Source organism: Oceanobacter mangrovi (assembly GCF_019740315.1).
Classification (GTDB): Bacteria; Pseudomonadota; Gammaproteobacteria; order Pseudomonadales; family Oceanobacteraceae; genus Oceanobacter; species Oceanobacter mangrovi.
Genome location: NZ_JAHXZR010000004.1, coordinates 16,029 through 41,544, shown reverse-complemented (window position 1 = coordinate 41,544; position 25,516 = coordinate 16,029). Strand labels below are relative to the sequence as shown.

22 protein-coding genes are annotated in these 25,516 nt (G+C 54.2%); 10 read left to right on the top strand and 12 right to left on the bottom strand.

Translation table 11 applies throughout. The features are described 5' to 3' along the window. Nucleotides 1-6: 6 nt before the first annotated feature. Both K6123_RS09665 and K6123_RS09660 read right to left on the bottom strand, forming a co-directional pair. The gene (locus K6123_RS09665) at nucleotides 7-990 is read right to left on the bottom strand and encodes an aromatic/alkene monooxygenase hydroxylase subunit beta (RefSeq protein ID WP_221797126.1); all 984 of its coding nucleotides are present in this window, start codon (nucleotides 988-990) and stop codon (nucleotides 7-9) included. A 32-nt stretch (nucleotides 991-1,022) separates the two neighbouring features. Then, nucleotides 1,023-1,310 (bottom strand): phenol hydroxylase subunit, encoded by a 288-nt coding sequence (locus tag K6123_RS09660; RefSeq protein WP_221797123.1) that lies wholly within the window; start codon nucleotides 1,308-1,310, stop codon nucleotides 1,023-1,025. 256 nt (nucleotides 1,311-1,566) lie between these two features. On the opposite strand from K6123_RS09660, the gene K6123_RS09655 reads away from it, so the two are divergent. Then, nucleotides 1,567-3,288 carry a sigma-54-dependent Fis family transcriptional regulator gene (locus tag K6123_RS09655; RefSeq protein ID WP_221797121.1) on the top strand — a complete coding sequence of 574 codons (1,722 nt, stop codon included), beginning with the start codon at nucleotides 1,567-1,569 and terminating at the stop codon, nucleotides 3,286-3,288. Nucleotides 3,289-3,570: 282 nt separating this feature from the next. On the opposite strand, the gene K6123_RS09650 is transcribed toward K6123_RS09655, so the two are convergent. Continuing rightward, a complete protein-coding gene (locus K6123_RS09650) occupies nucleotides 3,571-4,506 on the bottom strand; it encodes a catechol 2,3-dioxygenase (protein WP_221797119.1) in 936 nt (311 codons plus the stop codon). A 170-nt stretch (nucleotides 4,507-4,676) separates the two neighbouring features. Between K6123_RS09650 and K6123_RS09645 the strand changes: the two genes are divergently transcribed. Then, the gene (locus K6123_RS09645; RefSeq protein WP_221797117.1) at nucleotides 4,677-5,570 is read left to right on the top strand and encodes a LysR family transcriptional regulator; all 894 of its coding nucleotides are present in this window, start codon (nucleotides 4,677-4,679) and stop codon (nucleotides 5,568-5,570) included. Here the strand turns inward: K6123_RS09645 and K6123_RS09640 are convergent. Beyond that, on the bottom strand, nucleotides 5,558-7,351 hold the full coding sequence (locus tag K6123_RS09640) for a sigma-54-dependent Fis family transcriptional regulator (RefSeq protein ID WP_221797115.1): 1,794 nt from the start codon (nucleotides 7,349-7,351) through the stop codon (nucleotides 5,558-5,560). The genes K6123_RS09645 and K6123_RS09640 overlap by 13 nt on opposite strands. Nucleotides 7,352-7,574: 223 nt before the next feature. On the opposite strand from K6123_RS09640, the gene K6123_RS09635 reads away from it, so the two are divergent. Together K6123_RS09635 and K6123_RS09630 are read left to right on the top strand one after the other, a co-directional pair. Then, nucleotides 7,575-8,564, top strand: a complete 990-nt coding sequence (locus tag K6123_RS09635; protein WP_221797113.1) for a PDR/VanB family oxidoreductase — start codon at nucleotides 7,575-7,577, stop codon at nucleotides 8,562-8,564. 71 nt (nucleotides 8,565-8,635) lie between these two features. Then, nucleotides 8,636-9,700: an aromatic ring-hydroxylating oxygenase subunit alpha gene (locus K6123_RS09630; RefSeq protein ID WP_221797111.1), complete on the top strand. Its 1,065-nt coding sequence runs from the start codon at nucleotides 8,636-8,638 to the stop codon at nucleotides 9,698-9,700. A gap of 76 nt (nucleotides 9,701-9,776) precedes the next feature. Here K6123_RS09630 and K6123_RS09625 read toward each other — a convergent pair whose 3' ends face one another. The 8 genes from K6123_RS09625 to K6123_RS09590 form a co-directional block, all read right to left on the bottom strand. Next, nucleotides 9,777-11,075 carry an ABC transporter substrate-binding protein gene (locus K6123_RS09625; RefSeq protein WP_221797109.1) on the bottom strand — a complete coding sequence of 433 codons (1,299 nt, stop codon included), beginning with the start codon at nucleotides 11,073-11,075 and terminating at the stop codon, nucleotides 9,777-9,779. A 126-nt stretch (nucleotides 11,076-11,201) separates the two neighbouring features. Continuing rightward, the gene (locus K6123_RS09620; RefSeq protein WP_221797107.1) at nucleotides 11,202-12,515 is read right to left on the bottom strand and encodes a DUF1329 domain-containing protein; all 1,314 of its coding nucleotides are present in this window, start codon (nucleotides 12,513-12,515) and stop codon (nucleotides 11,202-11,204) included. Between the two features lie 148 nt (nucleotides 12,516-12,663). Beyond that, on the bottom strand, nucleotides 12,664-14,319 hold the full coding sequence (locus K6123_RS09615) for a DUF1302 family protein (RefSeq protein ID WP_221797105.1): 1,656 nt from the start codon (nucleotides 14,317-14,319) through the stop codon (nucleotides 12,664-12,666). A 91-nt stretch (nucleotides 14,320-14,410) separates the two neighbouring features. After that, nucleotides 14,411-16,870, bottom strand: coding sequence for an efflux RND transporter permease subunit (locus K6123_RS09610; RefSeq protein WP_221797103.1), 2,460 nt, complete (start codon nucleotides 16,868-16,870; stop codon nucleotides 14,411-14,413). Continuing rightward, nucleotides 16,871-17,905, bottom strand: a complete 1,035-nt coding sequence (locus K6123_RS09605) for a WD40/YVTN/BNR-like repeat-containing protein (protein WP_221797101.1) — start codon at nucleotides 17,903-17,905, stop codon at nucleotides 16,871-16,873. Nucleotides 17,906-18,027: 122 nt separating this feature from the next. After that, nucleotides 18,028-18,336 (bottom strand): 2Fe-2S iron-sulfur cluster-binding protein, encoded by a 309-nt coding sequence (locus K6123_RS09600; RefSeq protein WP_221797099.1) that lies wholly within the window; start codon nucleotides 18,334-18,336, stop codon nucleotides 18,028-18,030. Nucleotides 18,337-18,498: 162 nt separating this feature from the next. After that, complete coding sequence (locus tag K6123_RS09595; RefSeq protein WP_221797097.1) at nucleotides 18,499-18,900, bottom strand: tautomerase family protein; 402 nt, start codon at nucleotides 18,898-18,900, stop codon at nucleotides 18,499-18,501. Nucleotides 18,901-18,955: 55 nt separating this feature from the next. After that, on the bottom strand, nucleotides 18,956-19,711 hold the full coding sequence (locus K6123_RS09590) for an SDR family oxidoreductase (protein ID WP_221797095.1): 756 nt from the start codon (nucleotides 19,709-19,711) through the stop codon (nucleotides 18,956-18,958). A 482-nt stretch (nucleotides 19,712-20,193) separates the two neighbouring features. Here K6123_RS09590 and K6123_RS09585 point away from each other — a divergent pair, with 482 nt between their 5' ends. The 6 genes from K6123_RS09585 (at nucleotide 20,194) to K6123_RS09560 (ending at nucleotide 25,490) form a co-directional block, all read left to right on the top strand. After that, on the top strand, nucleotides 20,194-21,240 hold the full coding sequence (locus K6123_RS09585) for a LysM peptidoglycan-binding domain-containing protein (RefSeq protein ID WP_221797092.1): 1,047 nt from the start codon (nucleotides 20,194-20,196) through the stop codon (nucleotides 21,238-21,240). Next, nucleotides 21,237-21,602, top strand: a complete 366-nt coding sequence (locus K6123_RS09580) for a hypothetical protein (protein ID WP_221797091.1) — start codon at nucleotides 21,237-21,239, stop codon at nucleotides 21,600-21,602. Before K6123_RS09585 ends, K6123_RS09580 begins: the two co-directional genes overlap by 4 nt. Nucleotides 21,603-21,955: 353 nt before the next feature. Then, nucleotides 21,956-22,345 (top strand): hypothetical protein, encoded by a 390-nt coding sequence (locus K6123_RS09575; RefSeq protein ID WP_221797089.1) that lies wholly within the window; start codon nucleotides 21,956-21,958, stop codon nucleotides 22,343-22,345. 331 nt (nucleotides 22,346-22,676) lie between these two features. Further along, nucleotides 22,677-23,210: a copper chaperone PCu(A)C gene (locus K6123_RS09570; RefSeq protein ID WP_221797087.1), complete on the top strand. Its 534-nt coding sequence runs from the start codon at nucleotides 22,677-22,679 to the stop codon at nucleotides 23,208-23,210. An 80-nt stretch (nucleotides 23,211-23,290) separates the two neighbouring features. Then, nucleotides 23,291-24,268, top strand: a complete 978-nt coding sequence (locus K6123_RS09565; protein WP_221797085.1) for an MbnP family copper-binding protein — start codon at nucleotides 23,291-23,293, stop codon at nucleotides 24,266-24,268. After that, a complete protein-coding gene (locus K6123_RS09560) occupies nucleotides 24,261-25,490 on the top strand; it encodes a cytochrome c peroxidase (protein WP_221797083.1) in 1,230 nt (409 codons plus the stop codon). Before K6123_RS09565 ends, K6123_RS09560 begins: the two co-directional genes overlap by 8 nt. Nucleotides 25,491-25,516: the final 26 nt, after the last annotated feature.

Here is a 25,516-nt window from a genome sequence, read left to right as displayed (position 1 = left end):
CTCCGGTTACAGGCCAACTTTGGCGGCGCGTTTGTCGAGCGTCTGCAGCGCGATATCAAGAGCGGCATCGTCGATGTTCATATCCGCCACAACCGGCGCCAGTGCTTCAACCACCCTGCCGCGCCAGTTACCAAACCAGCCCTGTATCAGCTGTTGGTTGGCAGCAGATTCACTGACCGCTTCCTTCAATACGGCATCGACCCAGCGGCTGGTGTCCTTGTACCAATCACGCATAAATTCGGTCAGCATGCCGACGTCCTGGCCCCCGTGCTCACTCAGCCACTGGTCGAACCGGACGTAAAACAACTCCTGCATCAGGGTATCGATGACCAGATCCTGCAGTACAAAGGTCTCGAACCAGTCCTCGACAGTCAGGCTCTTCTCACACATCGCCCGCATGCCTTGCCAGCAGCTGTCCTGCATCCAGCTTTGTTTGGCGGCGCTCAGGGACTCCCCCGTATTGCCATCCAGAATCAGACCAATCCGCGACAGGTACTGGGCGATGCCCAGGCGATCCATGCCATCAAACAGCATTGCCTGGGTGACGGCAGTACCGTAGCCATAGGCGCTGCCATAAACGTTATTGAGATTGGCGGTGTGTTCGACGTGGCGCAGTGGCACCAGATGGCGAATCAGACTGTTGCGGGCGTCATCACTGAGGTGCCTGGCCAGATCACGCTTTTCAAAAAAGGCGTAATTGTTTTCAGCCTGCTCCTGCATGCGGGCACGCTGCTGCACATAACTGCCGTAATAAAACTGGCGAGGGTCCTTGAGGCTGTACCAGTCCTCCATCACCACTGCCGTGCGACGCTTGTCGTTGAGTAACCTGTCCGGCTGCCATAACGGCCGATAGTGAAAGTTGGTTTCGGCCTGCACGTCGTAGGTCGCTTCCTGATAACGGCTGGCAGGCTTGTCGCCAAACCGGCGCTGCAGATTGGCGAACGTCGACCGGATCGGCTCGATCGTTGCTGTTTTGATTTCAATAGTCATACGGGCTTCCAATGTGGTTGTTGTTATCTGGATCAGTTGCGCTGGTGATTGGCCGCCATCAGGGTTTCTTCCCCGTAGCGCCATTTTTCCAGTTCCATATCGACGGCCTGCATCTGGGCTGCTGTCATTTGCACCACCCGGTTGGTCTGGCAGAACGAGTCAAACACCGCCGGTGGCATTATTAATTCCACAAACAACGACGGGTCATTAATGGCGAAGTCGAATTCCACAAACCGGGCACCCGGTTTACTGCGAATCCGAATATATTTAACAGGTTCGATATCTGTCGCTGGCGTTGTTATTGCCGAATCCAAAGTCATGGCAATCACCTTGTGATCGAGTGGTTATTTTTATATTGACCGGCAAAGGCCGGTTTATTACTCAATCAGGCTATTGCAACCGATATGCCAGATTTTCTGGCTCAAATAGATCACTATTCAGAATCAAAATCGCAATTTCCCGGTAATAGCCTCACCAAATGATCAGGTCGAAATTACAACCTCATGATATGATCAGGCAGTCATTCCAAATGACCTGCCTCATCAATAATAAATATAAATAATCAAGAGATACCGTATGGCGTACTCGCTCCCGCAACTCCCTCAAGCAGACGACCTGTTATCCCAAATCCAGTTCTGTCCGCAGCAAGGCAAAATCTGGCTGCAGGAAGACCGCATGCTACTGATTCATGCGGGTGACATGGGGATTCTGCGTAACGAACTGATCGAATCCATGGGCGTGGAACGTGCTCGCGGCTTTCTGATTCGTTTTGGCTACCAGTCTGGCAAGCGTGATGCGGAGGTCGCGCGCAAGGTACGCGCCCATATGCCGCTGGAAGAAGCCTTTCTTGCTGGCGTTCAGTTACACGCCATTGAAGGGATTGTGCAGGTGATTCCCAAACGGCTGGAAATCGACCTCGAAAAACATCACTACCACGGCGAATTTGAATGGGTCAGCTCCTACGAAATGGAGCAGCACCTGGCCAGCCACGGGCTGTCGGACTATCCGGTGTGCTGGACCTTGCTGGGCTACGCCAGCGGCTATACCAGTTCATTTCTGGGCATGCCGATTCTGTATCAGGAACAGGAATGCCGGGGCATGGGCCACAGCCATTGCCGCATTGTTGGTCGGCCAGTCGACCCCGCCAGCATGCAAGCCATTTTGCAACCGAGCCATCTGGCTGATGAGCTGGATCTGTTGCAGCAGCAGGTCGAACGGCTCAAGGCGCGGGTACGCAACGAACAGCTGGAAGAAGATTTACTGACCAACTCCGTCGGTCGGTCAGAAGCTTTTTTGCAGGTATGTCAGCTGATTCGCAAGGCCGCACAAAGCAAGGTTTCCGTGCTGCTATGCGGAGAAACCGGTGTTGGCAAGGAGGTGGTCGCCCGCGGCTTGCACCAGTCCAGTGACCGCAAGGATGGCCCTTTCATCGCCGTGAACTGTGCCTGCATTCCGCCAGACCTGATTGAAGCCGAGTTGTTCGGGGTAGAGAAAGGAGCCTTCACCGGTGCCAGCAGCAGTCGTGAAGGTCGCTTTGAACGGGCCCACGGTGGCACCATTTTCCTGGATGAAGTCGTCGAGCTTTCGCCCCGGGCCCAGGCCATTTTGCTGCGCGTCCTACAGGAACAGGAACTTGAGCGGGTTGGCGATAACCGTACCCGTAAGATTGATGTACGGGTCGTTGCGGCAACCAACGAAAACCTCGAAGAAGCCGTCCAGCAAGGCCGCTTTCGCGCCGATCTGTTCTTTCGACTGAACGTCTTCCCTCTTTGTATTCCGCCGTTGCGGGAACGCATCGAAGACATTCCTCTGCTGGCAGATCATTTCCTCGACAAGTATCAGGCACTCTATAACAAGAAGCTGGCCGGTATTTCGGATCGCGCCCTGCAAGCACTGCTTCAGTACAAGTGGCCGGGGAACATCCGGGAGCTGGAGAACATGATCGAACGCGGAGTCATTCTGACGGACAACGGCAACTCGATTGAGCTGATGAACCTGTTTCCATCGCTGATGGAGCCAACGCATCCACTGAATATCATCAGCCGCAATGGCACCCTGGAACGGCCTTCCATGACACCAGACAGCCAGCAAGAAGATCATCAGGAAGCAGCTGAACAAGGCGATTCTGCTGACCATGCGCGCGCCATTATCAAGGATGGCATTGGCCTGGAGCAGCTGGAATCCCGCCTGCTTGAAGAGGCCATGCGCCAGGCAGACGGTAATATCACCCATGCAGCCCGTCTGTTGGGAATCAGCCGTCCCGCGATGGCCTACCGGCTGAAGAAGCTTCAGCCATAATGACAACCATGTCCGGCCGAATCCTGTATATATTCGGCTGCATAAATATATGCCAAATGATTTTTCTGCAGACGTAAAAAAGGCGATTTCTTTCGAAATCGCCAAAAGGGTATGTGACACACCAACGATAATACAATGCAATCATGAAGATAACAGGTAATACAGGTTCAAATGCAACTTGCTGATTCATCAGATATAGGGAGCAATCAACTTATCTGACTGCCATCATAAAATGACCACCCGATTCCCCAGCGGTCATGCCATTAATTCTGAAAATATAAATCAGGTAACAATCGTCAGAAACGACTCATGCAGTTTACGCTGGGCATAATCCAGACCGCCGCCTTCACCGAGCCCTTCAAAAGTCCAGGTCAGCACTTCATGGTCGGGATATACGATATATCCTCCCATAAAGGTTTCGAAGCGATTACCGGATGGGTCCCACGCGTAAATGGTACCTCCGCGAGTCACACCGTGGCGGGTAGGTCCAATATCAACCGGCACATCGTTCATGCTCATGATATCCGCAGCACGAAGTACCCGATCCCAGCTTTCGATAAAGAACGATACGTGATGCAGCTTACCCGGCTCTGGATGCTCAACGAAGGCGATGTCGTGTACCTTGTTGGAGCAGGTCAACCAGATTCCCATATTTCCCTGGCCATCCGGGGTCAGTGAACGCTCGACCAGTTGAAAACCCAACACGTCTTCGAAGATTTTCTGAACTTCAGCAACGTTCGGGCCGTACAGCAGAGCATGATCCATACGAACCGGCGCGATACCCCGCTCAGAGTTCTCATTCCATGGCGTCGGATTCACATTGCCATTGCCATTACCAACCTTGGTTTTTTGCGAGTAGAGCTCAATCAGATGGCCGGATGGCAACTCAAAGCGCACTCGCTCACCGGTTTCCAGCATGTCACCCGCCGGAATACGCTCGGTTTTGAGACCGTACTCTTTCAGATCAATTTCCAGTCTATCGAGTGTTTCATCATCCAGCACCCGAAAGCCGAAAAAATCCAGACCAGCGCGATCTGCCTCACGTAAAATCACACTGTTGTGATCCACTTCGTCCCAGGCCTTCAGATACACACGCCCCTGCGAGTCACGGCCGGTTTCAACCAGACCAAGAACATCACGATAGTGACGAACACCTTCTTCAAGATTCATAACCCGGATCTGTGCATGACCGGGACGTAGTACTCCTGACAAAGCCATTAGAGGCCTCCTCTTTATTATTTTTAATGAGGCAGAATGTTGCTTTACAGCCTTTGGCTGGCTACTTCTGTTTCGCTGATGATCACGGTATCTTAGCTTTTCCATACTCGTCTAATACTAATAACTTGGGTACTTGATACCCAATCGGTATGTCAGCAAGGAGCCTGTCGATGGACCTGAAACAGCTGAAGTATTTTATCGCGGTTGCTGAGGAGGCCAATATTGGCCGCGCTGCGCTGAAGCTTCATATCTCCCAACCTCCTCTCACCCGTCAGATTCAACAGCTGGAAGAACACCTCGGTGTACAGTTGTTTGTGCGCACGCCGAAAGGCGTCGAACTCACTGAAGCTGGACAGCTGTTACTTGAGGAAGCCCGTAATATCAACGCTCTGGTTGAATTGGCAACCGACAGAACACGCAAGGCAGGGCAAGGAGAACTGGGCCAACTTGACGTTGGTATTTTTGGTTCAGCGATATTCGACACCATTCCCAAACTGCTACAGGCGTTCCGCCGCAAGCACCCGGAAGTCAATGTGGTGCTGCACACCATGGACAAAAGCAAACAGATTGATGCCTTGCGTCAGCGCCGGATCAACATCGGTTTTAACCGTGTTCTGGCACCGCTACCAGACATCGTCAGTGAAGTGATCGCAACCGAGCAACTGTTTATTGCAGTGAGTGAACATTCGCCGCTGGCACAATTTGACTCACTACCGTTCGATACGCTGGGCAAGGAGCCTTTTATTGCCTTCCCCAATACCGGCCGCCCCAACTTTGTAGACAAGGTGTTTAACATTTGTCAGGAACAGGGATTCCTGCCACGGGTATCGCAGGAAGTCGGTGATGCCGTCACGGCAGTAGCGCTGGCTGCCAGTAACTTCGGTATTTGTCTGGTGCCGGCATCGGCAACGTCGCTGAAGTTGCCCGGCATTATTTACAAACCCATTCATGACCTGCCCGCCAGTGCCAAAGTGGACCTCAGCTGCGTGTATCTGAAAGACAATCAGTCGCCCTTGCTGCAATCCTTTCTGGCAACCATTCGGGAGTTACGTCAGCAATCCTGATCCTCCGCCTGTTTGCGCAAGCGGTACTCCAGTTGGCCACGGCGCATATTGAGCAAACGGGCGGCTGCCGAAACATTGCCACCACTTTGCTCCAGTGCCCAATTGAGCAAGCGGTTTTCAACGCCCTGTAACGAGCCAGCCTGTTCCAGTAGTTGTGCCAGCCGGAGATCCTCGCTGTCCAGCGGGTTATCGGCACAGCACGGAGGCTCAGGCTGACCAGCCCCGATCAGCAGCGTTGGAGTCTGGGGAGACGGCACCTGCTCGCCACCGGAAAACAGCTGGCGAATATCCAGATATTCCCCGTCATCGGCCAGAATCACCGCTCGTTCAATCATGTTCTCCAGTTCCCGGACATTACCTGGCCATTCATAACGCCAGAGCGCCTCGCTGGCTCGCCGGGTCAAACCGGGGATCGACTTGCCGAATCGCTTGCAGCTGCGTTTGATGAATACGTGCACCAGCAGTGGGATGTCATCACGGCGTTGCCGCAATGAGGGGATATCAATCGGAAACACGTTCAGCCGAAAGAACAGATCCTCACGGAAACGCCCGGCAGCAACCTCTTCGCGCAAATCGCGATTGGCTGCCGCCACAATTCGTACATCAACCTTGTGAACCTTGCTGCCACCGACGCGTTCAACCTCGCCTTCCTGCAACACCCGTAAGAGCTTGCCCTGGGCGTGCATTGGCAAGCTGGCAATTTCGTCCAGAAACAGGGTACCGCCGTGTGCACGTTCAAAACGCCCGGGACGGGACAGATGCGCACCGGTGAAAGCCCCTTTCTCGACGCCGAACAATTCGGCTTCGACCAAATCTGCCGGGATGGCAGCGCAATTCACCGATACCATCGGCTTGTCTGCGCGCGGCCCAATGGCATGCAGGCTCTTTGAGAACCGCTCTTTGCCAACGCCGCTTTCCCCCTTCAGCAACACAGTGGCATCGGTCGCCCCAACCCGCTTGAGCAAGTGCACTGCAGCATGAAAACTGGCCGATGCACCAATCAACTCCGGTAATTCCTCAGTCGCATGCAGCTCGTCAGCGGCCTGCAGCAGCTGCTCCAGTGGTACGGCAGAATGACCACTGTCTGGCTGCTGAAAACGCGAGTGCCTGGCACCAGGGCTACTGACAAAATGTTCGACCTGCAGAAATGCCAGTTCATCACCATGCTGCTCATCACATTCAGCCAGCGGCTGGCCAATAACCCGGCATCGGCTGTGTCCCATAGCCACACACTCAACCTCCCGCCAGATCATTGGCCGCCCCATCATGGCCGTCGTCGCTCCGGTCGCATAACCCACCATCATCCAGCAGGCCGGTTCACCACCGAGCCCAAACTGCTGCCGATGAACTTCCGCTTCCCACGATCCCTGCCAGAAATAATCGGCCCGAAATTCGCCGGTTTCCGGGTTCAGGTGCATTCGCTCATGGGCCTGATGGCGCACAAATCCCTGCATTTCCCGCAATCTGGGTAGCAAGGCCAGGGTGTCGTAGATGCTCAGGTCATCGGCATCCGTCAAGGCACGGGCATCTTCCACGCCTTGCTGGTAACCAATACGGGTCAATAGCTGGCGGGCTGCGTTCTGACCCAGCTTCTCAATCAATTCCCGCCGCAGCGATGCCATGGCAAAGCCATGCATCAGAAGCATGCGATGACCAAACAAGCGGATCTGACCGCCATCGGGGTCAAACTCCAGTTGCTCCGACAGCAGGCTGTCGTCAATCGCCTCACTGATCGGTGCCAGCTGCCGGTTATGCCGAGGAGGTTTTATTTTGGGGTTCATAAAAGCACCTTCCTTATTTTTGTTATTTGCAGAAGCTTGCTGATTTGCCGAACCGTTTTTCAGCAAATGCGGAAATCAGGTATTCCGATTTTGGGTTCCTAAAATATCTTTCTCTTTATTTTCAATGAGTTAAAAAATTATTGATGGCTGGCACAGCGCTCGCAAAAGAGTACCCAGGCCACTGGGCCAACAACAATAACAACAAGCTCAAAAGGAGCCGAACATGACAACTACCCTGTTCCCTGTTCGTCTGCAGCAGAAAACCGTGATCGCCACCGACATTGTTTTACTAACGCTGGTTAGACCAGACCATCAGTTGATGCCAGCGTTCGAAGCCGGTGCCCACGTTGACCTGCATTTACCCAACGGTTTGATCCGTCAGTATTCGCTGTGTAACTCACCTACCGACCGCCGTTATTACCAGCTGGGAGTATTGCTCGATCCGCACAGCCGAGGTGGCTCAGCAGCCATACACCAGTTGCCGGTGGGGGCCGATCTGATGCTCAGCCAGCCACGTAATCTGTTTCCGCTGCATGACGGCCAACATCATGTCCTGATCGCCGGTGGAATCGGCATTACGCCCATTCTCTGCATGGCCGAAGAACTTCAGCGGCGAGGCCAGTCCTTCGAGTTGCACTATTGTGTCCGAAGCCGTGACCGCCAGGCTTTTACAGAGCTGCTCCAGCAGCCACCGCTGAGCAATTCCGTGGTGCTGCACATCGACGACGACCCGACTACGGAGGCGCTGCCGTTAAGCTCACTGCTGGTTCATCACGAGCACCGCCAATTGTACGTTTGCGGCCCTGGTGGATTGATCAAGGCCGTCAATGCCAGCGCCCTGGAAGCTGGTTGGCCCGCCAGCCAGATTCACTTCGAGCAGTTTGCAGTAGCGTCAGCCGGGTCTGACGCTGCTTCCAGTTCAGTTCAAGGCAGCACAACACCAAATAACGACTTTGAAATCGTCATTGCCAGCAGTGGACAGGTCATTCCAGTGGCTGCCACCCAGAGTGCAGCCAACGCCATGCAAGCCGCCGGTATTCCGGTTGAATTGTCCTGCGAGCAGGGAATCTGCGGCTCCTGCCTGACCGCCGTTGTCGATGGTCTGCCAGACCACCGTGACTACTTCCAGAGTGAGGCGGAAAAAGCAGCTAACGAACGTTTCACGCCGTGCTGCTCACGATCCCATAGCCGACGCCTGGTCGTCGATCTCTAGCCTGTTGCCCGTCCCCGCCAGCCGCCTGGCTGGCGCTTTCACAAAACCAACCTCAATTGCGAGATATAACAATGACAACAACAACTCCTGCAAACCGTCCCTATCCCCTGAACGCCTGGTATGTTGCGGCACTGTCCAGTGAAGTCGATGGTGAAAACCTGTTCAGCCGCACCTTGCTCGATACCGGCGTGATGATCTTCCGTCGCCAGGACGGTACCGCAGTCGCCCTTCGAGACCGCTGCCCACATCGTTTTGTGCCGCTGTCGATGGGCAAGCGCAACGGTGACAGCGTCGTCTGTCTCTATCATGGCCTCAGTTTTAACTGCTCCGGCGAGTGTGACCACAATCCCCATGGCAACCAGCACATTCCGGCAGCGGCACGTATTCAGTCCTATCCACTGGTTGAGCGCTACGGCTTCCTGTGGATCTGGATGGGCGATGAAACGGCCAATCCGGATGATATTCCCGACTACGGCCCGTTAGTCGACGGCCATCCCAACGGCGTTGGCTACACCTACATGTATCGCCAGTGCAACTACGAGCTGATTAACGATAACGTCATGGACCTCAGCCATATCGATCACCTGCATGGCGAAATCATCACCACCCGCGGTCAGCTATCGCCACAAACCCCAGCGATCACAGACAGCGAGGAAAACGTCAGCGCTCGCTGGGAGTGGCAACAAACGCCAGCGCTGCTGATTCTTAACCAGTTTCTGCCAGCGCCAGATGCCAGCGCCCGCCACTTCATCGAAATCCACTGGTCAGCACCGGCCAATATCCAGCTGTCGGTAGGCTGTACCCAGGACGACCAGTCCCCGCTGGATCTCAAACATTGTGTTGGTCAGTACGACCTCCACACCTGCACACCAGAGACAGCCACCACCACCCACTATTTCTTTGGCACCCGTCGTAACCATCTGGAAGACGATGCCGAATTCAACCAGATGAAGATCGCGAACATGCACGAAGCCTTTGTTACCGAAGACGGCCCGGTCGTCGACGCAGTGCAGCAGGAAATGGGCACCAACGATCTGTTCGGCTTGAAGCCGGTGCTGCTGCCATCCGACATTGCCGCTGTAAAGGTTCGCCGCCGTCTGGCTGCCCTGATCGAGAAAGAGCAGCTGCCACAATAAGCTCTGGAAACCCGTCAGATTCGAGGGGCCAACGCTCAAAAGCCGATCAGCTCTGCGCTGATCGGCTTTTTGGGCTTCAGTCCTGCTCCTGCGCCAGCTGTTCCTGAGATAACTGTTGTTGCCAGACCTTGTTCCTTAACTCTTCTTCTGTCAGTACCAGTACCTGCCCAGGCACATCAGAAACCACCCGGAAGTAGTCTTCACGCAAAGCACCCTGCAGCACCTGTTCCCGGGACTTGCCTTGCACCACGTACATCGATTGCACACTGATCTGATCCAGCTCGCGCCAGCGTTGTGGATCTTTCAGGGCAGTGTAGTTTTTGCCCCTCAAATAGTGGGCAAGCCGTTTCGCGTCCGTGCTCCCCAGATCCCGGGCAGCCAGCGCGTACTGCCAGACAACACTCCAGGCAGAGGCCGCCGAAGCGGAAGGATGTGTCTGAAAGCGCTCCAGAAAATGCGCCGTAAAAGCCTCTCCTGCCTGATAGTGGTAGTCTCGGGCGACCTGCCAGCTCCATGGCACGGTCGCAATCACCCCTTCCAGTCCTTCGGCACCGACCGCCCTGGCCACTGCCAGCGATATATTCGGTGCCACCAGTGTCATGCTGCCCTGCAGATTCATTTCCTGCGCGATTTGCAAGGCTTTGGCGAGATCATCACCGGACTGAACCAGCACCAGCACCTTGGCTCCCTGCGCGAGGGCCTGCTCAAATGCCTGCTGGAATTCACGCCGTCGGGGATTGGGGAAACGGGTCATTGAGCGATTGCTGCCAGCAACCTCCGTGCTGCTGATAAAGCGCCGCAGAATGCCTTCGCTCATCGCCCCCCATTGATTGTCACTGCTGACGTAATACAGCTTGCGACCACGAAGTTGCTGATTGATATAAAAAGCCAGTGCCTTGGCGGCCATCCAGGAATCCGTTGCTTCGTAAAACACCAGCGGGTCCCGAATCCGTTCCGACGGCGAATGAAAATGGGTATCGAAATACAGCAACTGATGGCTGGCCGCCGCGCGGGCGGTCACCTCCGGCGTCAGGGAGCCACCAAAAGCCATTGCGACGCCAGCTTCCACCAGCTCATCGACTTGCTGTTGCTCGGTTCCCTGGCGTCCCTTACCGCCCGGTTGCAATTGCAGCATGCGTCCATTGATGCCACCACTGGCGTTAATTTCATCAATCGCTAACAAGGCCCCACGGGCCTGGTCGATGCCGGTCTGGCGATAACGGCCGGTGTTGGGATAGGTCATTCCAATTAACAAGGGTTGTTCGGCAGCCGCCCGGGCTATCAGCCGGTCTGGCCAACCGCCAAGCAGTAACAGACACAAGGGGATCGCGAGCCAGGCAGTCGAAGTCCTGGCTTTGATGTTGTTCTTGTTCATCGATCAGGTCTCGGTAGTTGGAGGCGGGCAAACGGACTGCACGCAAAGGTGTCAGTCCGTCAGACAGTGCTGGCACTGCCGGAGAATGGCGGCAGCCATCGCAGAAATACGCTGGCTGCCGTTTTATCAGCGGCCGCTGGCACGCATGTTCTGAACGGTGAAGCGGGACTCAGGGCTCAGCTTCGGATCAATAATGCCCTTGAACTGACCTGTGGTGCAGTGATTGGCCTGCATATCCACCATCGAGAAAGAGTCATCAATCGCGACGCCCTTGCCCTTGTTCTGTGGCAGATGATGATCCGGGTGAGACTGACCAATGGTGAAGGTCTTCCACATGGCACCATTGCGGTCATAGGTGATGTTGCGTGGAATGATAAAGGTCTGGGCATCGACATAGTGTTCGCGACGGCCAACCGGATGGTTGGGGTCCACCGGCTCCGACCACAGCACGTAGGTCTTGCGCAACTGCCAGGTGATTTTCGGGAAACAGGTTCCGGTACCGGTAAAGTCCACAAATTGGTAACCATCGCTTTCCACCGGTTCGCTGGCCAGCGCCATGTCATTGTGGTTGTACATAGGTGACAACAACCACTTGGTGCCCTTGTAGGTCCACTTCATATCACTGATGCGGCCACCATAGCCTTCAAAGTCTTCAATCATGATGTCAGTACCGAGGAAAGCATCGGTCGTCTGGCCTGACGACAGACGCCGAACACGGCGCTGGAAGCCCAGATACAGATAGGCGTTGTCGTTTTTCACATCGTTCTGGAACTTGTGAATCAGCAGCTGGGTGTCCTTCACGTCAAACGGTTCCAGCACCATGGCGTAGGTGCCACGGAACAATTCAGACGGGTTGGGACTGATTTCGGGCACCGGGTCCTGGGCCGTACGACGGGAATAGTTGAGGAAATTGAAGTTGAACTTGAAGGTCCGTTCGACCTTGCCGGACTCCATGTCTTTCATGTACCAGTAGAACGGCATGATGGCGGCAGAGTCACCCCAGTTGTAGCCGTATTTGTAGTTCCACGCCAGCTTTTCACCAGCCCGGGGATCGTCCATGGATGGCTCCTGCGGGAATGGCCGACCAGCCCCCGGGGCTGTAATTTCACCGGTTTTTGCGCCCAGCTCGGCCTGACTGGCGTATTTGCGGGTCGCATCGATGTAGGACTGATGCAAACCAAACGACGTGGTTTCACCAACCGTGATCTCATAGTCACCGTTTTTCACAAACTGGTACATGGCCGGATCAAGATAAGCCATCACCTTGTCAACGTTACCGGCGTTGATCACGCTGCCCGGAGCCAGCTCGGGCACCTGTGGCACCGACTCGGTTTGGTAGGGAAAGAATGAAGCCTGAATCTGGGCTTCGGTCACAGGCAACGCCTGCGTTGCAGTGCTGATACCGGCCGCCAGGGCCAGTGCAACAATGGCTGGTTTCATAGTGCATGTCCTTTGTTCTTGTTATTGAACGTCGTTTTTAATAGCTCGTTTGGATCGTTTGTCCGGGCAGCTTTCTTACAGTCTTCCTGAATAGCTGCCCTGACTAACTGTCCTGAATATTCTGGTTTTCAACTGACCAGCGGCTTCATCAGAAGCCGTAACGGATGGTCAGCTGAACCTCGTCTTCCTGGTTGGCAACGCCAATCGGGCCGTTGGTAAAACGTGCCAGCGGTTCCCACTGTCCACTGCTGTCGCCATTGGCGGCGGCAACCGACCACGGGAATTTCTTGTTACCGCCTTCCTTGACGTTGAAGCCGAAGTTGAACAGCCAGTGGTTATCCGGCTGGAATGAAATGCTCGGAGCGATCGCTGTTGCAGCGGCCTTGACGTCGTGCGCCAGTACCAGCTGAGGGCTCAAACGGTTGTGCATGTAGAACCCCTTGAACAGCAGTGTGCCGGTCCAGTTTTTCTCGGCATCCGGCATATCGCTTTCGTGTTCCAGCACATGCTGACCGAAGACCTGCGCCGACAGCAGGAAGGCGCTGGTAGAACCCAGCGCCGGAATCATCAGGTTCTTGTCGAAGCCAATGACGTAACGCGCCATGTCCGTTTGTTTGTGGCCATCGGTATCGCGAGCCAGCTCTTCGCCATTGGTGTAAGCGGCTTCGATACGCCAGGTGGCATCGGTGGTCATGTCGTAGTAGTCGAGCGATCCGCCAAACAGGTTGACCTGCGGGAAGTGGATATCAAACACGCCGTCCAGCGCTGGCAATCCTGGGACTGCCCCGGCGCGGTAGTGCAGTGATGGCATTTGCTGACGGTAACGCAGGGTATTCAGGGAGAATGTGGCATCACCGTAGACGCCTTCCCACTTCAGACCAATCTGGGTGTTTTGCAGGCTATGCTCTGGCAGTTTGACGTCGTGGATAATCGGAATCAGGCTGCCAGCGTAATCCGCCACTGGGAAGCTATCTGGAAACCCAATGTAGGAAGAGAAGAAACAGCCCGCATCAACGATGGAATAACTCTGGCCACAGGTGCCCAGATTGTTAGGGCGGAACTTGTCGAAATTCCAGACCAGCTGGAAGTTCATGTCGTCGAAGACTTCGTTCGGCCCCATCAACAGGTCAGCCTTCAGCATCCATTGGGGAATACGGATGTCTTCCAGCTCGTCGTAGATATTGTGGCGTGAATAATCCACCGGGTTGATGGTATCCAGCACCCGGAACAGGTCTGTCCGCCCCCAAACGACCTGTTGCTTGCCCAGCCGGATCGACAGCTGGTCGTCTCCGACGTTACGACTGGCGTCAATGTAGAGCTCCCGGACGAAGTCCCATTCGTCGTTGAAATCCGGCGTCCGCAGGTCGTTGCTATCTTCATCCATGTAACCACTGAGGTTGTTACACAGGGTTGGATCGTTTTCACAAGGTACCGGAACGCCCGGGGTCAGGGCCTGGTTCGATACATCTTCGTTCGGGTGCCAGTTGGAGCCCAGATATTGCTGCTGGGCATCTTCACCAAACTCCTCGTCATTGAGGTCATATACGCCATCATAAGTTGCACGCAGTACAGCATTGACGCTGACGTTGTACCAACCACCACCACTGGTCTCCAGCGGTTTGAGAATTTCCAGCTGACCAGTGTTGCGAAACTTCGACAGCCCCACCCCGTCACGGAAGTAGGTAGCGTTTTCGGCAAAGCCGTGAATCGAGGTATCCGCCGCGCTGGCCGTCATGGACAGGCTGCCAAGTGCGACCGCCAGCCCGAGGGCGTGGGGCAACAGGTTGGAATTTCCAGCTCTCATAGTTAACTCCGGGTTATTGTTATTGTCGGAACGATTGTTGGAACATGATCGAGGCAGCGGCCAGCCGGGCTGGCCACTGCGGCCGCTACACTCAGGTAGCCGCCTGCGGGTTTGGCCTGGCAGGCTCGGAGTCGGCATGGATCACTCCATCCTCGTCTTCATAAGCCGCGCAGATAAACCCGGGTTTGAACACCAGTACCCAGCTGGGTACCAGCAACATCGCAGCCGCACCGTTGAGCACCACCATCACAATCAGCAGCACAGCGGCATCGGCCTGGAAGCGCAGGTCAGACAGAATCACCCACATCACAATGCCGGCGATCAGGGTGATCGCGGTGAAGCTCACCGCCAGTCCGGTAGTTCGAATGGCGTTACTGACCGCCGCTGCGAGATTCCGGTGAATCACCATTTCGCTGCGAATACGGTCCATCATGTAGATCGAATAATCGATGCCGACACCGACACCAACCGCAATGATCGGCACGGTGTTGATATTGATGCCCATGCCGGTTACGCCCATCCAGGCGTAGGTCAGCGTGGTGGCGAACAGCATCGCCATAAACATCATGGTGCCTGCCGCCAGTGAGCTGTAGAAGAAGGTCACGAACAGGAAAATCAGTACGAATACCAGTGGCAGTACCCACAGGTTGGTTTCGTAGGCAGCCTCGTTCATCGCTGCCGTTACACCGATGGTACCGCCAGCCAGATGAATGCTCAGTCCATCGACATCGTTACCGTGTTCGGCAATCCATTGCTTGGCCATGTAGATGGCACGCCGGATGGTCTCGCCCTGATGGTCCTTGTAGTAGAACACCAGATTGGCCATCCGCTCGTCGGTATCGACAAACTCATTCAGGGCGCCAGGAATCGGGTTCGACATCATGTAGGTGAACATCAGGCCACCAACGTACTGATCGTCTTCCGGGATGATCATCCAGCGCGGATCGTCGTTATGCAGCAAACGATTTACCTGCACGATCAGATCGGGAATTCCCTTGGCCCCGCCCACTTCCGGGTCGAGCAGCATATGGCGCTGCAGGTCGGCCAGCGCGGCCAGTACTTCCGGCCGCTTGATGCCACCCTTTGCTGCCGTCTCCGCCACGATGTACAACTCTTCCGAGCCCGGGAAGCTGTCGTTCACTGCCGTCGACGAAACGTTGTAATCGTGGTCCTGATACAGGATCGGTGAGCCAGGTTCGGATTCACCGATTACCACTTTCGAGGAGGCATACCAGCCGCCCACCAGCAACGCCGCTGCTATCAATAAAGCACCACGGGCACGCTTGTCATTGCTGATTATGTCGGCACAGAAGTAACCCACACTGCGGAAAAAATTGTCTTTCATCTCGGTGTTGCGCGGACGTGGCAACACCGACAGCAACAGTGGTACCGCCAGCAATACGGTAAGGATGATGCTGAGCGCCCACAGCGACGCGTAGTGCGCCAGTTTGGTGTTTAGCGGAATCGAGCCAACAGCAATCAGCAGCAAACCGATGGCGTCGGAAACCACGCCCAGAGACCCTGGACGAAACAGGCTTTCAAATGTCCGTCGCGCCGCCGTTTGGTGGTTATCTGACGCTCCGGCAGTATCCGGCTGCTGTTCCAGCACATTAATTTCAAGGTAATAGCGTTCAACAATCTGGATGCCATGTGACATCGCCCGGGCTGAAATCAGGAACGGTATCACCAGACCCAGCGGGTCCAGGTTATAGCCAAACAACGAGATGATACCGATGCCCCAGATGGTCGAGACAATCACACCACCCAGCGGAATTAACACGCCATAGGTCTTGCGGAAGTAGAACACCAGCAAGGCGATCATGATCAGCGCTGTAAACAGGAAGATCTCGATGATTTGATCCAGGTACTGATAGGCCCAACCCACCAACATCGGCTGACCCGTTGCATGAATCCTGAAACCATCGGCCGCCAGCGCTTCTCGCATCTGCTGAATCTGATTGAAGGTAGCGACGTAATCGAGCTTGCCCTCAACCAGTTGTGCTTTCACCAGCGCCATGCGCTTGTCCGGGCTGACTAACGGGCCATAGACACGAGGATCTGCCAGGACGTCCTTTTCCAGTGCGGCTAGTCCGGCGCGGCTCATTTCGCCACCCTGCGGATCGTAATAGGACTCTGAGTTGACGTTCCCCTCGGGCGTCATCCAGACCTTGCGTGAATTACGATGGGTCACACTGGACACCAGGTTATGGTTGACGCCGGGCAAGCTGTCGACGGCCTGGGTAACCTTGTGGATTTTCTCCAGCGCTTCATTGGTGAAGATGGAGCCCTGCTCCACTTCAACACCGATAATAATCACGTTGGCACCACCAAAGCTGCCCTTGATACGGTTATGCAGCTCAATGTATGGGTGTGACTGCGGCAACAGATCGGCAAAATCGGAGTACATTTTCACCGCGGGAATTTGCAGTGCAAAAAACACCGTTAGCGCAGCAATAAACCCCAGAATCACTTTCGGATGACGAAACGCAGAGACCTCCAGCAAGTGCAGCCAGTGGGTAGCGCGGTGTGCCTTGGCAGAATGCTTGTCCATTTATAGGCCTCCCTCTGCAACAACATCTGCAACAACATTGGTAACCTGGCTGGCCGCCGCTTGCGTATTCAGATCGAGGTCGTAAATAGCGCCACCGCCGCCAACCACCAGCAAGGTGTTATCAATTTGAATCGCATCCGCCAGAAACATTGGCGATGGGCTGACCATCGAGAAACGCCAGCCGGAATCCTGTTGGCCGCGACCCAGCAACAAGGTGCTGTTGTCACCCAGCACATAACGATCGTTAGTTGAGGCTGTTGAAATACCGCCTACCTGATAGAGCGGCATACTGGTTGGGGTTTCCTCGGTGACCCAGCTCTGGCCTCCATCATCGGTACGCAGCACTGTGCCTGTCAGGCCGGTCACCCAGCCTTGATCCGGCGTCCGGAACCAGAGGCTCTGGGGATAGAATTCATCCGGCATATAATTGACGACACGCCAGTTGCTGCCACCATCGTCGCTTCTGGCAACCAGACCAAACTCCCCCACGGCGTAGGCGATATCGCTATCCAGAAACTGGATTGCGGTGATCTGGGCATCTTCGCCAATGGCGTTCTGCTGCCACTGCTGCCCACCATCGGTACTGTTCAGCAAGGTAGAGAAACTGCCTCCCAGCCACAGAGAGTTGTCGGGAGCGCAGGTAATGGTCAGCAAACTCTCCTGGGTATCGACACCGTGTGGCTGCCATTCAGCGCCGTTATCGCGGGATAGCCACACAGTGCGGTCTGCTGCCAGTATTGCCAGCCATCCATCGCCGCAGCTGACGACATCAACCAGCGGTGCCGCCGTTGGCAATTGCTGGCGTCGCCATTGTGGGTTGGTTGAACGCTCTGCCGTCAGCAGAATGCCTGCCTGACCAACGACGACCAGCGTCTGGTCGTTAGCGGCAATCGCCTGCCATTGATCCGTGCGACGAACGGCTTCAGCCAGGGTCTTTTCGACCCCCTCAAGATCCAGCCGCGCTTCACAGCCAGTCAGCGATATCAGCAACGGCAAAGCCGCCAGTGACTTACACCGGAATAGTTTTGCTTTCATATAAAATCCGCCAGTAAATACTGCCGATATGCCGTCGTCAGACACAGGGGACCCCTGCCCGGCGAACGGACATTTATGGTTATTATTAAAATTATGAAATGGCCGCTATAAGCGGCCAGATATCAGGCCGCCGACTGGCAGCGCTTGATAACCTTGCCGATAACAATCAATTCGATATTGCTGCGAGGATATACCCGGCAGGCCAGCAGTTTGTTCTCCTGACGATCTACAGCAGTAACCTGGCTGCCGGACATACAACGAGTCTCAAAACTGCCCGACAGAATCTGCACTTTACAGACACCGCAGCCACCGCCCCGGCAGCCAAACTGAATGCCACGGGAGTTGCTTTTCATCAGGCCACTGAGAATGGAGTCGTTTTCATCACACCAGAAAACGCCTTCCTGGCCTGCGATACGAATTGCATGTTTCATCTTGTCCCTCGCTTTTTATTATTGATCGAGGTGGATGTCCGAGCAGCGTCCGGTTTACAAGGCCCGTAACGCCGTCAAACACTTTGGGGATCATTTCAAGGTACCAACCTTGAGCAATGCCCTCTAATACTATTTAACACCCAGTGTCATACCCTGCAGGTATCAGGAGGAGACTCGCCGTGTAGCAATTTCGGTCTTGCGCGCATCGCTGGCCAGACCACCGGCAATTCCCCAATCTTCGGGCTCGACCCGAATGCAGGCCCCACGAATCACTCTTGATTCAATACCCAGAACTTCTGCCAACAACACGGTAAAACGCCGATGCAGTTCAGCCACCTGTTCCGGTGATCGATCGGCCAATACATAAAACTGATAAAAGGGGGCTGCCCCGGCTTCATTGCCAGAGGCCGCGGCCCATTCAGGAAACACCTGAATATAGGCCCGAATACGTTCAACAGGCGCTGTCAGCACAGAGGCAAATATTTCACAGGCACGCCGGCAAAGTTGTTGCCCGCGCTCACGAGACATCCCGGCTTCAGGCACATTAAAGCTAACAACAGGCATGGCAGATTCTCTTGTTATTGTTATCGATCGAGAGAAAGTGAAGCGGCTCGAAATCCTATGGCAAACCGCGACGCCGACCACTATCAAGCATCAGCGTCGACCCGGTCATGCTGCTGGCTTCTGGGGCCAACAACATGGCAATACTCCAGGCCACTTGCTCCGGCGTGGTAAAGGCGCCAATGGATGAGTCTGACTTCATCTCATCCAGCACCTGCTGCAGCGACACACCTCGTTGTAGCGCACGCGCTTCGGCTACGCGATGCAAACGCTCGGTATCAGCCGGACCTGGCGCAATCGTATGAGCGGTCACCCCGCGATGCCCCAACGCCAGACTGAACTGCCGCACGACATTAAACAGCGCCGCATTGGCAACCCCTGCCGACGCCGCATAAGCCGTTGGCTCCAGCCCATAATGGCCCGCGATAGCGACCAGTCTGGAACCTTCTTCGAGGAATTCATCCACTGCCCGGCAAAGCCGCATAAATCCCCCAACCTTGATGTTTACCGCATCAACCATGGTTGCGGTTGGCGCATCTAGAATACCGCCAGCCACTCCGACACCCGGACCATGAACAACCATTTTTACAGGGCCTGTGATCGACTGGCGAATGGCTTCAATTGAGGAGTCATCAGAGATATCAGCCACGCAGGTTGCAAGGCCGTCATGCTGAGCTGCCAACTCAGCAAGCGCCGCAGCGGTGCGGGCAACGGCGATGACCTGAAGCCCTTCATCGAGCAGACGAGAAATAATTTTCTGACCAAATGCACCTGTGGCACCCACGACCAGAGCGATCTTCTTATTGTTATGCATAATAATTCCAGCGTTCCTGAGCTATCTGACTTTGACGAATTGCTCAATTCAATGACAGATATCTACAAGAGAATGACTTTGAGTCGAGACTACAAAAGATCCAGGCATACCTTCTAATACCATTTCCAACAGACGTTCATACCCTGAATGAATGTCTGTTCACTTGATGGTCGTTTTGGTTGTTTGTGATTGCCTGGACGAAGTGACACAGGTCGAATCCGGGATCAGGCGTAAAAGATGGATCTGGTCTTTTTTGAACAGCACTTTGACAGCCATGGATACCGCCGGCCTGGCTATCCAATATTGGTGAATAGCGACACATAAAACGCTGGGGAGCTGTCCAGTCGTTATATGCCTCAGTGAGAAAATGAGCACATAACAACAAGACTATCATCAAGCTTTTGTCAGTTTGAGAGACAGGTTTATTTAGAGCATCAGAAGATCACCTACCATCCGTCCAACTTTTACAACAGGACGTTGATATGCCCTTGTCTGCCGCCAATTTGATTAGTAATCCTTCCTTTGCCAATACCATGCAGCCCATTGTGTATGTAATCAAGCCGGGCGATACACTCGGCAGAGTGATATTCAATTATTACGGTGTGCCAATGAACAGCCCTCGTTATCAAACGCTGCTGAAGCTCATCATGGCCACCAATAGTGGCCTGGAGAACCCCAATCGCATCTATGCTGGCAAAACCTTGCTGTTATTCCCGGAAGATTACGGTCATAGAGCCGGCCAATGCACGATTGAAGACGCATTGAACGCCGACAAGCTGATGAGTCAGCAAACGTTTTATGCGCCAATGCTGCAGCGATACCAGAACAATCTCCCGACAGGCACAAATGAGCAGGAAGCCTTCTGGGCCATGAGCTGGCTGCAGGAGAACTACGACTTTCTCAGTCTGACCACGGGTGTCGGTCTGACATCCCTGGGCAACATGACCTCAGAAGCACACAGTGCGATTATTCGCCAGGTCGATCTGGATTATAAAGCGTACAAGCAAGGGCAAATCACCCAGAACCAATACAACTACCGTCGCCAGCAATCCCTGGCACTCTATAAGGACAAAGTGGGTCCTCTGGAAAAAGTGCTGCTGAAGGGCAAAACAGCCCGCGAAGCCATTCGCATCAACCGCAGTCGTGCTTTGCCAGCCAGCGCCAATATTGATCGTCATCTGGCACATTTGGGGAAATTGTCCAAAGTTGCCGCCAATGGCGGCCCGTTGCTGACCATTGCTGGTGGTGCAATGAGTTGCTACAACATTGCTCATGCAAACACGACGCAGGAAAAGAACGAGATATTTGTGGAAACAATTGTAGGGGCAACCACAGGTACAGCGGCGTCTGGAGCTCTGGCACTCTTTCTCATCAGCAACCCGGTCGGCTGGGTGATGGGGTTAACCCTGGCCGCAGGCATCACTGCCATGAGTTATGGTTCCGGCAAGCTAGCGCGTTATGGTTATACCAAACTGGGTTCCCAACCGGATTTCGTGACAAGCAGTATTGTCGGAGACGTTTGTCGATGAGCGACAGCGACCTGTTTTTGCTGTTATTCGGGAGTCAGATATTGTGCTTTATCATCTTGCTCCCACTGTGGCTCGGCCTGACAGTATTCACCCCAAAATCCTTTCTGGATCGGTTTTTCCGTGAGCCATATTTCAGTCCCGGAGAGCTGGTGGTGATGAGTCAATCACCAGGACGGCATATGAGAACAGCCATCTTTGTATGGGGAATGGTATTTCCTAGCTTGATCAGGAAACGAGGGATTAGGGAAATTCGCAATCATGCTCCGCTGCTGTTCAGGTTATGTGCTTATCTGATGGCTCTGTCGATCACCTCAGGCATGGCCAGCCTGATAGCCATGGCCATTTTTGCTTTGACGTTATGAAGCAATGACTCAGAAAGTTCTCGTGGCAGAGCTATTCATATACTTGGGCTTGATGCAGTTACTGCCACTTGATGTCTGAACCTCCCCCTGATTATCAATCATGCAAACACGACGCAGGAAAAGAACGAGATATTTGTGGAAACTATCGTTGGAGCAAGTACCGGCACTGTAGCTTCCATTGCAATTGGCTTATTCCTGGTATCGAATCCAGTTGGATGGGCAATGGGATTGACACTTGCGGCAGGGAGCGTTGCTGCAAGCTACGCATCGGGTAAATACGCACGCTCCATTTATTCAGATAAACTATCGCACTACGACCTTGTCAGTGGAACGATCGTTGATGAGGTATGCAGATGACGGAGGAAACACTCGCGCTGCTGGTGTTTGCGGTCATATTCCTCGGATTTATGACCATCCTCCCGCTATGGTTTGTTCTAACCGTCTTTACCCCCGAGAAATTGCTAAGTACCTGCTTCCAAGAGCCTTTTTTCACTAAAGGCGAGCTGATCATGATGCAGCGGTCTCCAGGGCGCTACCTTAGAACATCCATTTTTGCGTGGGGTCTGGTGTTCCCTGGTTTGATAGCAAAGCGTGGAATTGAAGGGTTTCGACAACAAGTTCCCCTGCTTTTTCAAACAGGCTGCTATCTGTTTATCGCGATATTTACCCTCATGGCTGCCGGGCTGTTGACCCTGCCTTTCTTTGATGCGGTTCATAAAGCGATTAACGCTTTGTTTTACTAGACACCATCTCTCACCTGAACAGGAACTCTAATGCTGCTCTGGCAGCGTATAATGGTAGCTGATGGACTTCCCCTCTAATCAGGGAAGTCCTTTTCTGGTGACCTGTCCTTAGCTTTATGTATCGAGCGAGTCAGCCAGGTAAACCAAATCTATATTGTATTGCTCCATCCAGTACGAATATTCCCTTCTCCGAATGACCCTGGAAAATATATTACCAGTCATGGAAAGATTACACGGCTTAAACCCTATAAAACTCTTGCGACACTTCGCCACATTATGGAACTTTTAAAAACATGGCCTAATGTCCTTCATATCAGTAAGGATACCGGTTATGCAATTTTCTTTTTCCAGCCACACTTCAGGCTTAACTCTGGCGACTTTTACCGCTCGTAGGTTTCGCTGGCTCATATTGCTGGTGCTGTTCTGTTGTTCGACGAGCCAGGCCCATGAATACACGTTACCAGGCATACGCATAGCCCATCCATTTGCTGTTGAAACGCCTCCGTCAGCCCCCACTGGGGCTGCCTATCTCGATATAACCAACCTTTCCAAACAACCGCTACGGCTGCTGTCGGCACGCAGCCATGTCGCCGACCAGGTCGAAATTCATTACATGACCATGGCCAACGGCAAGATGACCATGCGCGCCGTTGATGAGCTCAATGTCGCTCCTGCTGAAACCCTGCTGATGCGACCGGGTTCAGGCTATCACCTGATGCTGATTGGCCTGCAAGACCAGCTGCGTAACGGTGAAACATTCCAGCTTTGGCTGACCTTCGAAGGTCTGGATGAATTTCCGGTTGAAGTACGCATTCAGACCCGCGACGCCGGCATAGCCGCTGCCGATGCTCACCACCAACACTGAAAACATCGGCTCCATCGGGTTCTTTCACCATCTTCTGCTCACCCCTACAGGGAAATAACAAGGAAAACAGGACTATGACAATGCTCCAACGAACGGCCATGCCACTCAGTCTGCTGGCTGCCAGTATTTTACTGGCCAGCTGCGGCTCAGATTCGTCTACCACGTCATCAGATGGCACCAGCACGGAAACCCGTTCAATCACGCTGGATTTTCGTGCGATCAACAGCACGGTCACACCATCCGTCGATGTGACCGACAGTATCTGTAGCACCACACTCAGCAGTGTTGGTACCGCAGCAACCGATGCCAGTATTGCCTATATGGCGTTCTATATTTCAGACGTGCGGCTGGTCACCAGCACAGGGGATGAAGTTGCTGTAACGCTGGACGAAGACCAGGAAAGCCAGGAGCAAGGCATCGCACTGGTCGACTTCCGTGACATCACCAGCGCCTGCGGTGGCACAGGTACCTCGAAGGCCGTCTGGAATGATGTGACCGGCAGCTACGAACACAGCAGTGGCACCAGCTATACAGGCCTGAAGTATCAACTGGGACTACCCGCCGATATTAACCATGCCGAGCTGGAAACGGCTGGCGTATTGTCTTCCGAAGTATCCATGAGCTGGAAATGGCTGGCAGGCTACCGCTATTTGCGTATGGATCTGATCCCGGACGGTGGTGTGACAACCTCAACTGGCAGCTCCTCAACCTGGACAGTGCACCTCGGTGCGACCGGCTGCACCAACGCCGATGAATACGATGGCACAGATAACCGTTCTGCGCCGCCAACCGGCGGCTCCTGTGATACCCCAAACCTCTCAGAAGTCAGCCTGACAGATTTTGATCCAGACAGTAGCCAGATTGCCGTGGATATCGCAGCGTTGTTTGCAGGTAATGATATTTCTGCCGACGCAGGCAGTGCTTCCGGCTGCATGTCGGGCACCACAGATCCGGAATGTGCCGAAATTTTTGCCCGTCTGGGTTTGCAACACGCAACCCAGGGCGACGATTTTGATACCGCCATTGAGCAAGTCATTTTCAGCACCCTGAATGACTGATTCATCTCATCCGCATTATCACCAGCTGGCTGCTCTACTGCTGGCCAGCTGCAGTTTGCTGGCCGGTTGCGTCGGCAGCAGTGGCACCTCACTGGATGATGAAGGTGCCTCTGCCAGCAGCTATGACTGGGATATTCCGGCTTCGATTCCACTGCCGGTAGAGCCGGATGACAACCCCATGACGTCCGCCAAATTCGAATTGGGCCGTTACCTTTTCTACGACACTCGCTTGTCAGCCAACGGTGATATCGCCTGTGCCAGCTGTCACAAACAGGAACTGGCATTTAGTGATGGCAACCAGTTCCCCAGCGGCACCTATGGTGACATGCATCCACGCAATGCCATGTCATTAGGCAATACCGGCTGGTTTGCCACCTTCAATTGGGCCAGACCGGATGTCACCACACTGGAAGAGCAGATTCGTGGCCCACTGTTCAATACCAGCCCGATTCCGGAACACGGCATCACTGATGACAATATCGAACTGATCGAATCCGAAGTACGCGCCGATAGCACCTATCAGGTGTTACTCATAGCGGCCTATCCGGACGAAGATGCCAACAGCCAATGGAATTTTGATGATCATCTGATTCCGGCACTGGCCAGCTTCGTAAGAGGGCTGACGTCATTTGATTCCCCATTTGACCAGTATTTACTGGGTGATAGTGATGCCCTGTCTGCATCAGCCAAACGAGGCTTGTCACTATTCGCCAGCGAGCGGCTGGAGTGCACTCACTGCCATCTGGATGATTTCACATTGACTGACAACCACATGAACCGAACCTGGAACTACCCGACTTCTAACTTCCATAACACGGGTTCGGTACTGGTGTATGAAGAGCCCAATAGAGGTGTTTACGAAGTCACCGGAAACAGCAGCCATTTTGGCCAGTTTCGAACCATGAGTTTGCGCAACATCGCACTCACAGCGCCCTATTCCCATGATGGAAGTCACGCGACACTGGCGGACATCATCGACACCTATTCGCAAGGCGGCAAGCAGGGTGACTACTCGGTAGATGGCGATCTGAGCCCCGGCTTTACCCTGACTGATGACGAGAAAACCGACTTGTTGGCCTTTTTGTGCAGCCTCACAGACACAACCTTCATCAGTAATCCCGACTATGGCAATCCGTGGCCGGATGAGGACGGTAATCCGATTGGCGTCACTGAGAACCCGTTGGCCGACGCCTCCGTTAACCCCCAATGCCAACTGGACTAGAGCCAACAGGCAGATTCGCTCAGGGA

Bases quoted from the DNA above. Each gene is read 5' to 3' on its own strand.
- K6123_RS09665 (WP_221797126.1), bottom strand. From the start codon at position 990: ATGACTATTGAAATCAAAACAGCAACGATCGAGCCGATCCGGTCGACG.
- K6123_RS09660 (WP_221797123.1), bottom strand. From the start codon at position 1,310: ATGACTTTGGATTCGGCAATAACAACGCCAGCGACAGATATCGAACCT.
- K6123_RS09655 (WP_221797121.1), top strand. From the start codon at position 1,567: ATGGCGTACTCGCTCCCGCAACTCCCTCAAGCAGACGACCTGTTATCC.
- K6123_RS09650 (WP_221797119.1), bottom strand. From the start codon at position 4,506: ATGGCTTTGTCAGGAGTACTACGTCCCGGTCATGCACAGATCCGGGTT.
- K6123_RS09645 (WP_221797117.1), top strand. From the start codon at position 4,677: ATGGACCTGAAACAGCTGAAGTATTTTATCGCGGTTGCTGAGGAGGCC.
- K6123_RS09640 (WP_221797115.1), bottom strand. From the start codon at position 7,351: ATGAACCCCAAAATAAAACCTCCTCGGCATAACCGGCAGCTGGCACCG.
- K6123_RS09635 (WP_221797113.1), top strand. From the start codon at position 7,575: ATGACAACTACCCTGTTCCCTGTTCGTCTGCAGCAGAAAACCGTGATC.
- K6123_RS09630 (WP_221797111.1), top strand. From the start codon at position 8,636: ATGACAACAACAACTCCTGCAAACCGTCCCTATCCCCTGAACGCCTGG.
- K6123_RS09625 (WP_221797109.1), bottom strand. From the start codon at position 11,075: ATGAACAAGAACAACATCAAAGCCAGGACTTCGACTGCCTGGCTCGCG.
- K6123_RS09620 (WP_221797107.1), bottom strand. From the start codon at position 12,515: ATGAAACCAGCCATTGTTGCACTGGCCCTGGCGGCCGGTATCAGCACT.
- K6123_RS09615 (WP_221797105.1), bottom strand. From the start codon at position 14,319: ATGAGAGCTGGAAATTCCAACCTGTTGCCCCACGCCCTCGGGCTGGCG.
- K6123_RS09610 (WP_221797103.1), bottom strand. From the start codon at position 16,870: ATGGACAAGCATTCTGCCAAGGCACACCGCGCTACCCACTGGCTGCAC.
- K6123_RS09605 (WP_221797101.1), bottom strand. From the start codon at position 17,905: ATGAAAGCAAAACTATTCCGGTGTAAGTCACTGGCGGCTTTGCCGTTG.
- K6123_RS09600 (WP_221797099.1), bottom strand. From the start codon at position 18,336: ATGAAACATGCAATTCGTATCGCAGGCCAGGAAGGCGTTTTCTGGTGT.
- K6123_RS09595 (WP_221797097.1), bottom strand. From the start codon at position 18,900: ATGCCTGTTGTTAGCTTTAATGTGCCTGAAGCCGGGATGTCTCGTGAG.
- K6123_RS09590 (WP_221797095.1), bottom strand. From the start codon at position 19,711: ATGCATAACAATAAGAAGATCGCTCTGGTCGTGGGTGCCACAGGTGCA.
- K6123_RS09585 (WP_221797092.1), top strand. From the start codon at position 20,194: ATGCCCTTGTCTGCCGCCAATTTGATTAGTAATCCTTCCTTTGCCAAT.
- K6123_RS09580 (WP_221797091.1), top strand. From the start codon at position 21,237: ATGAGCGACAGCGACCTGTTTTTGCTGTTATTCGGGAGTCAGATATTG.
- K6123_RS09575 (WP_221797089.1), top strand. From the start codon at position 21,956: ATGACGGAGGAAACACTCGCGCTGCTGGTGTTTGCGGTCATATTCCTC.
- K6123_RS09570 (WP_221797087.1), top strand. From the start codon at position 22,677: ATGCAATTTTCTTTTTCCAGCCACACTTCAGGCTTAACTCTGGCGACT.
- K6123_RS09565 (WP_221797085.1), top strand. From the start codon at position 23,291: ATGCTCCAACGAACGGCCATGCCACTCAGTCTGCTGGCTGCCAGTATT.
- K6123_RS09560 (WP_221797083.1), top strand. From the start codon at position 24,261: ATGACTGATTCATCTCATCCGCATTATCACCAGCTGGCTGCTCTACTG.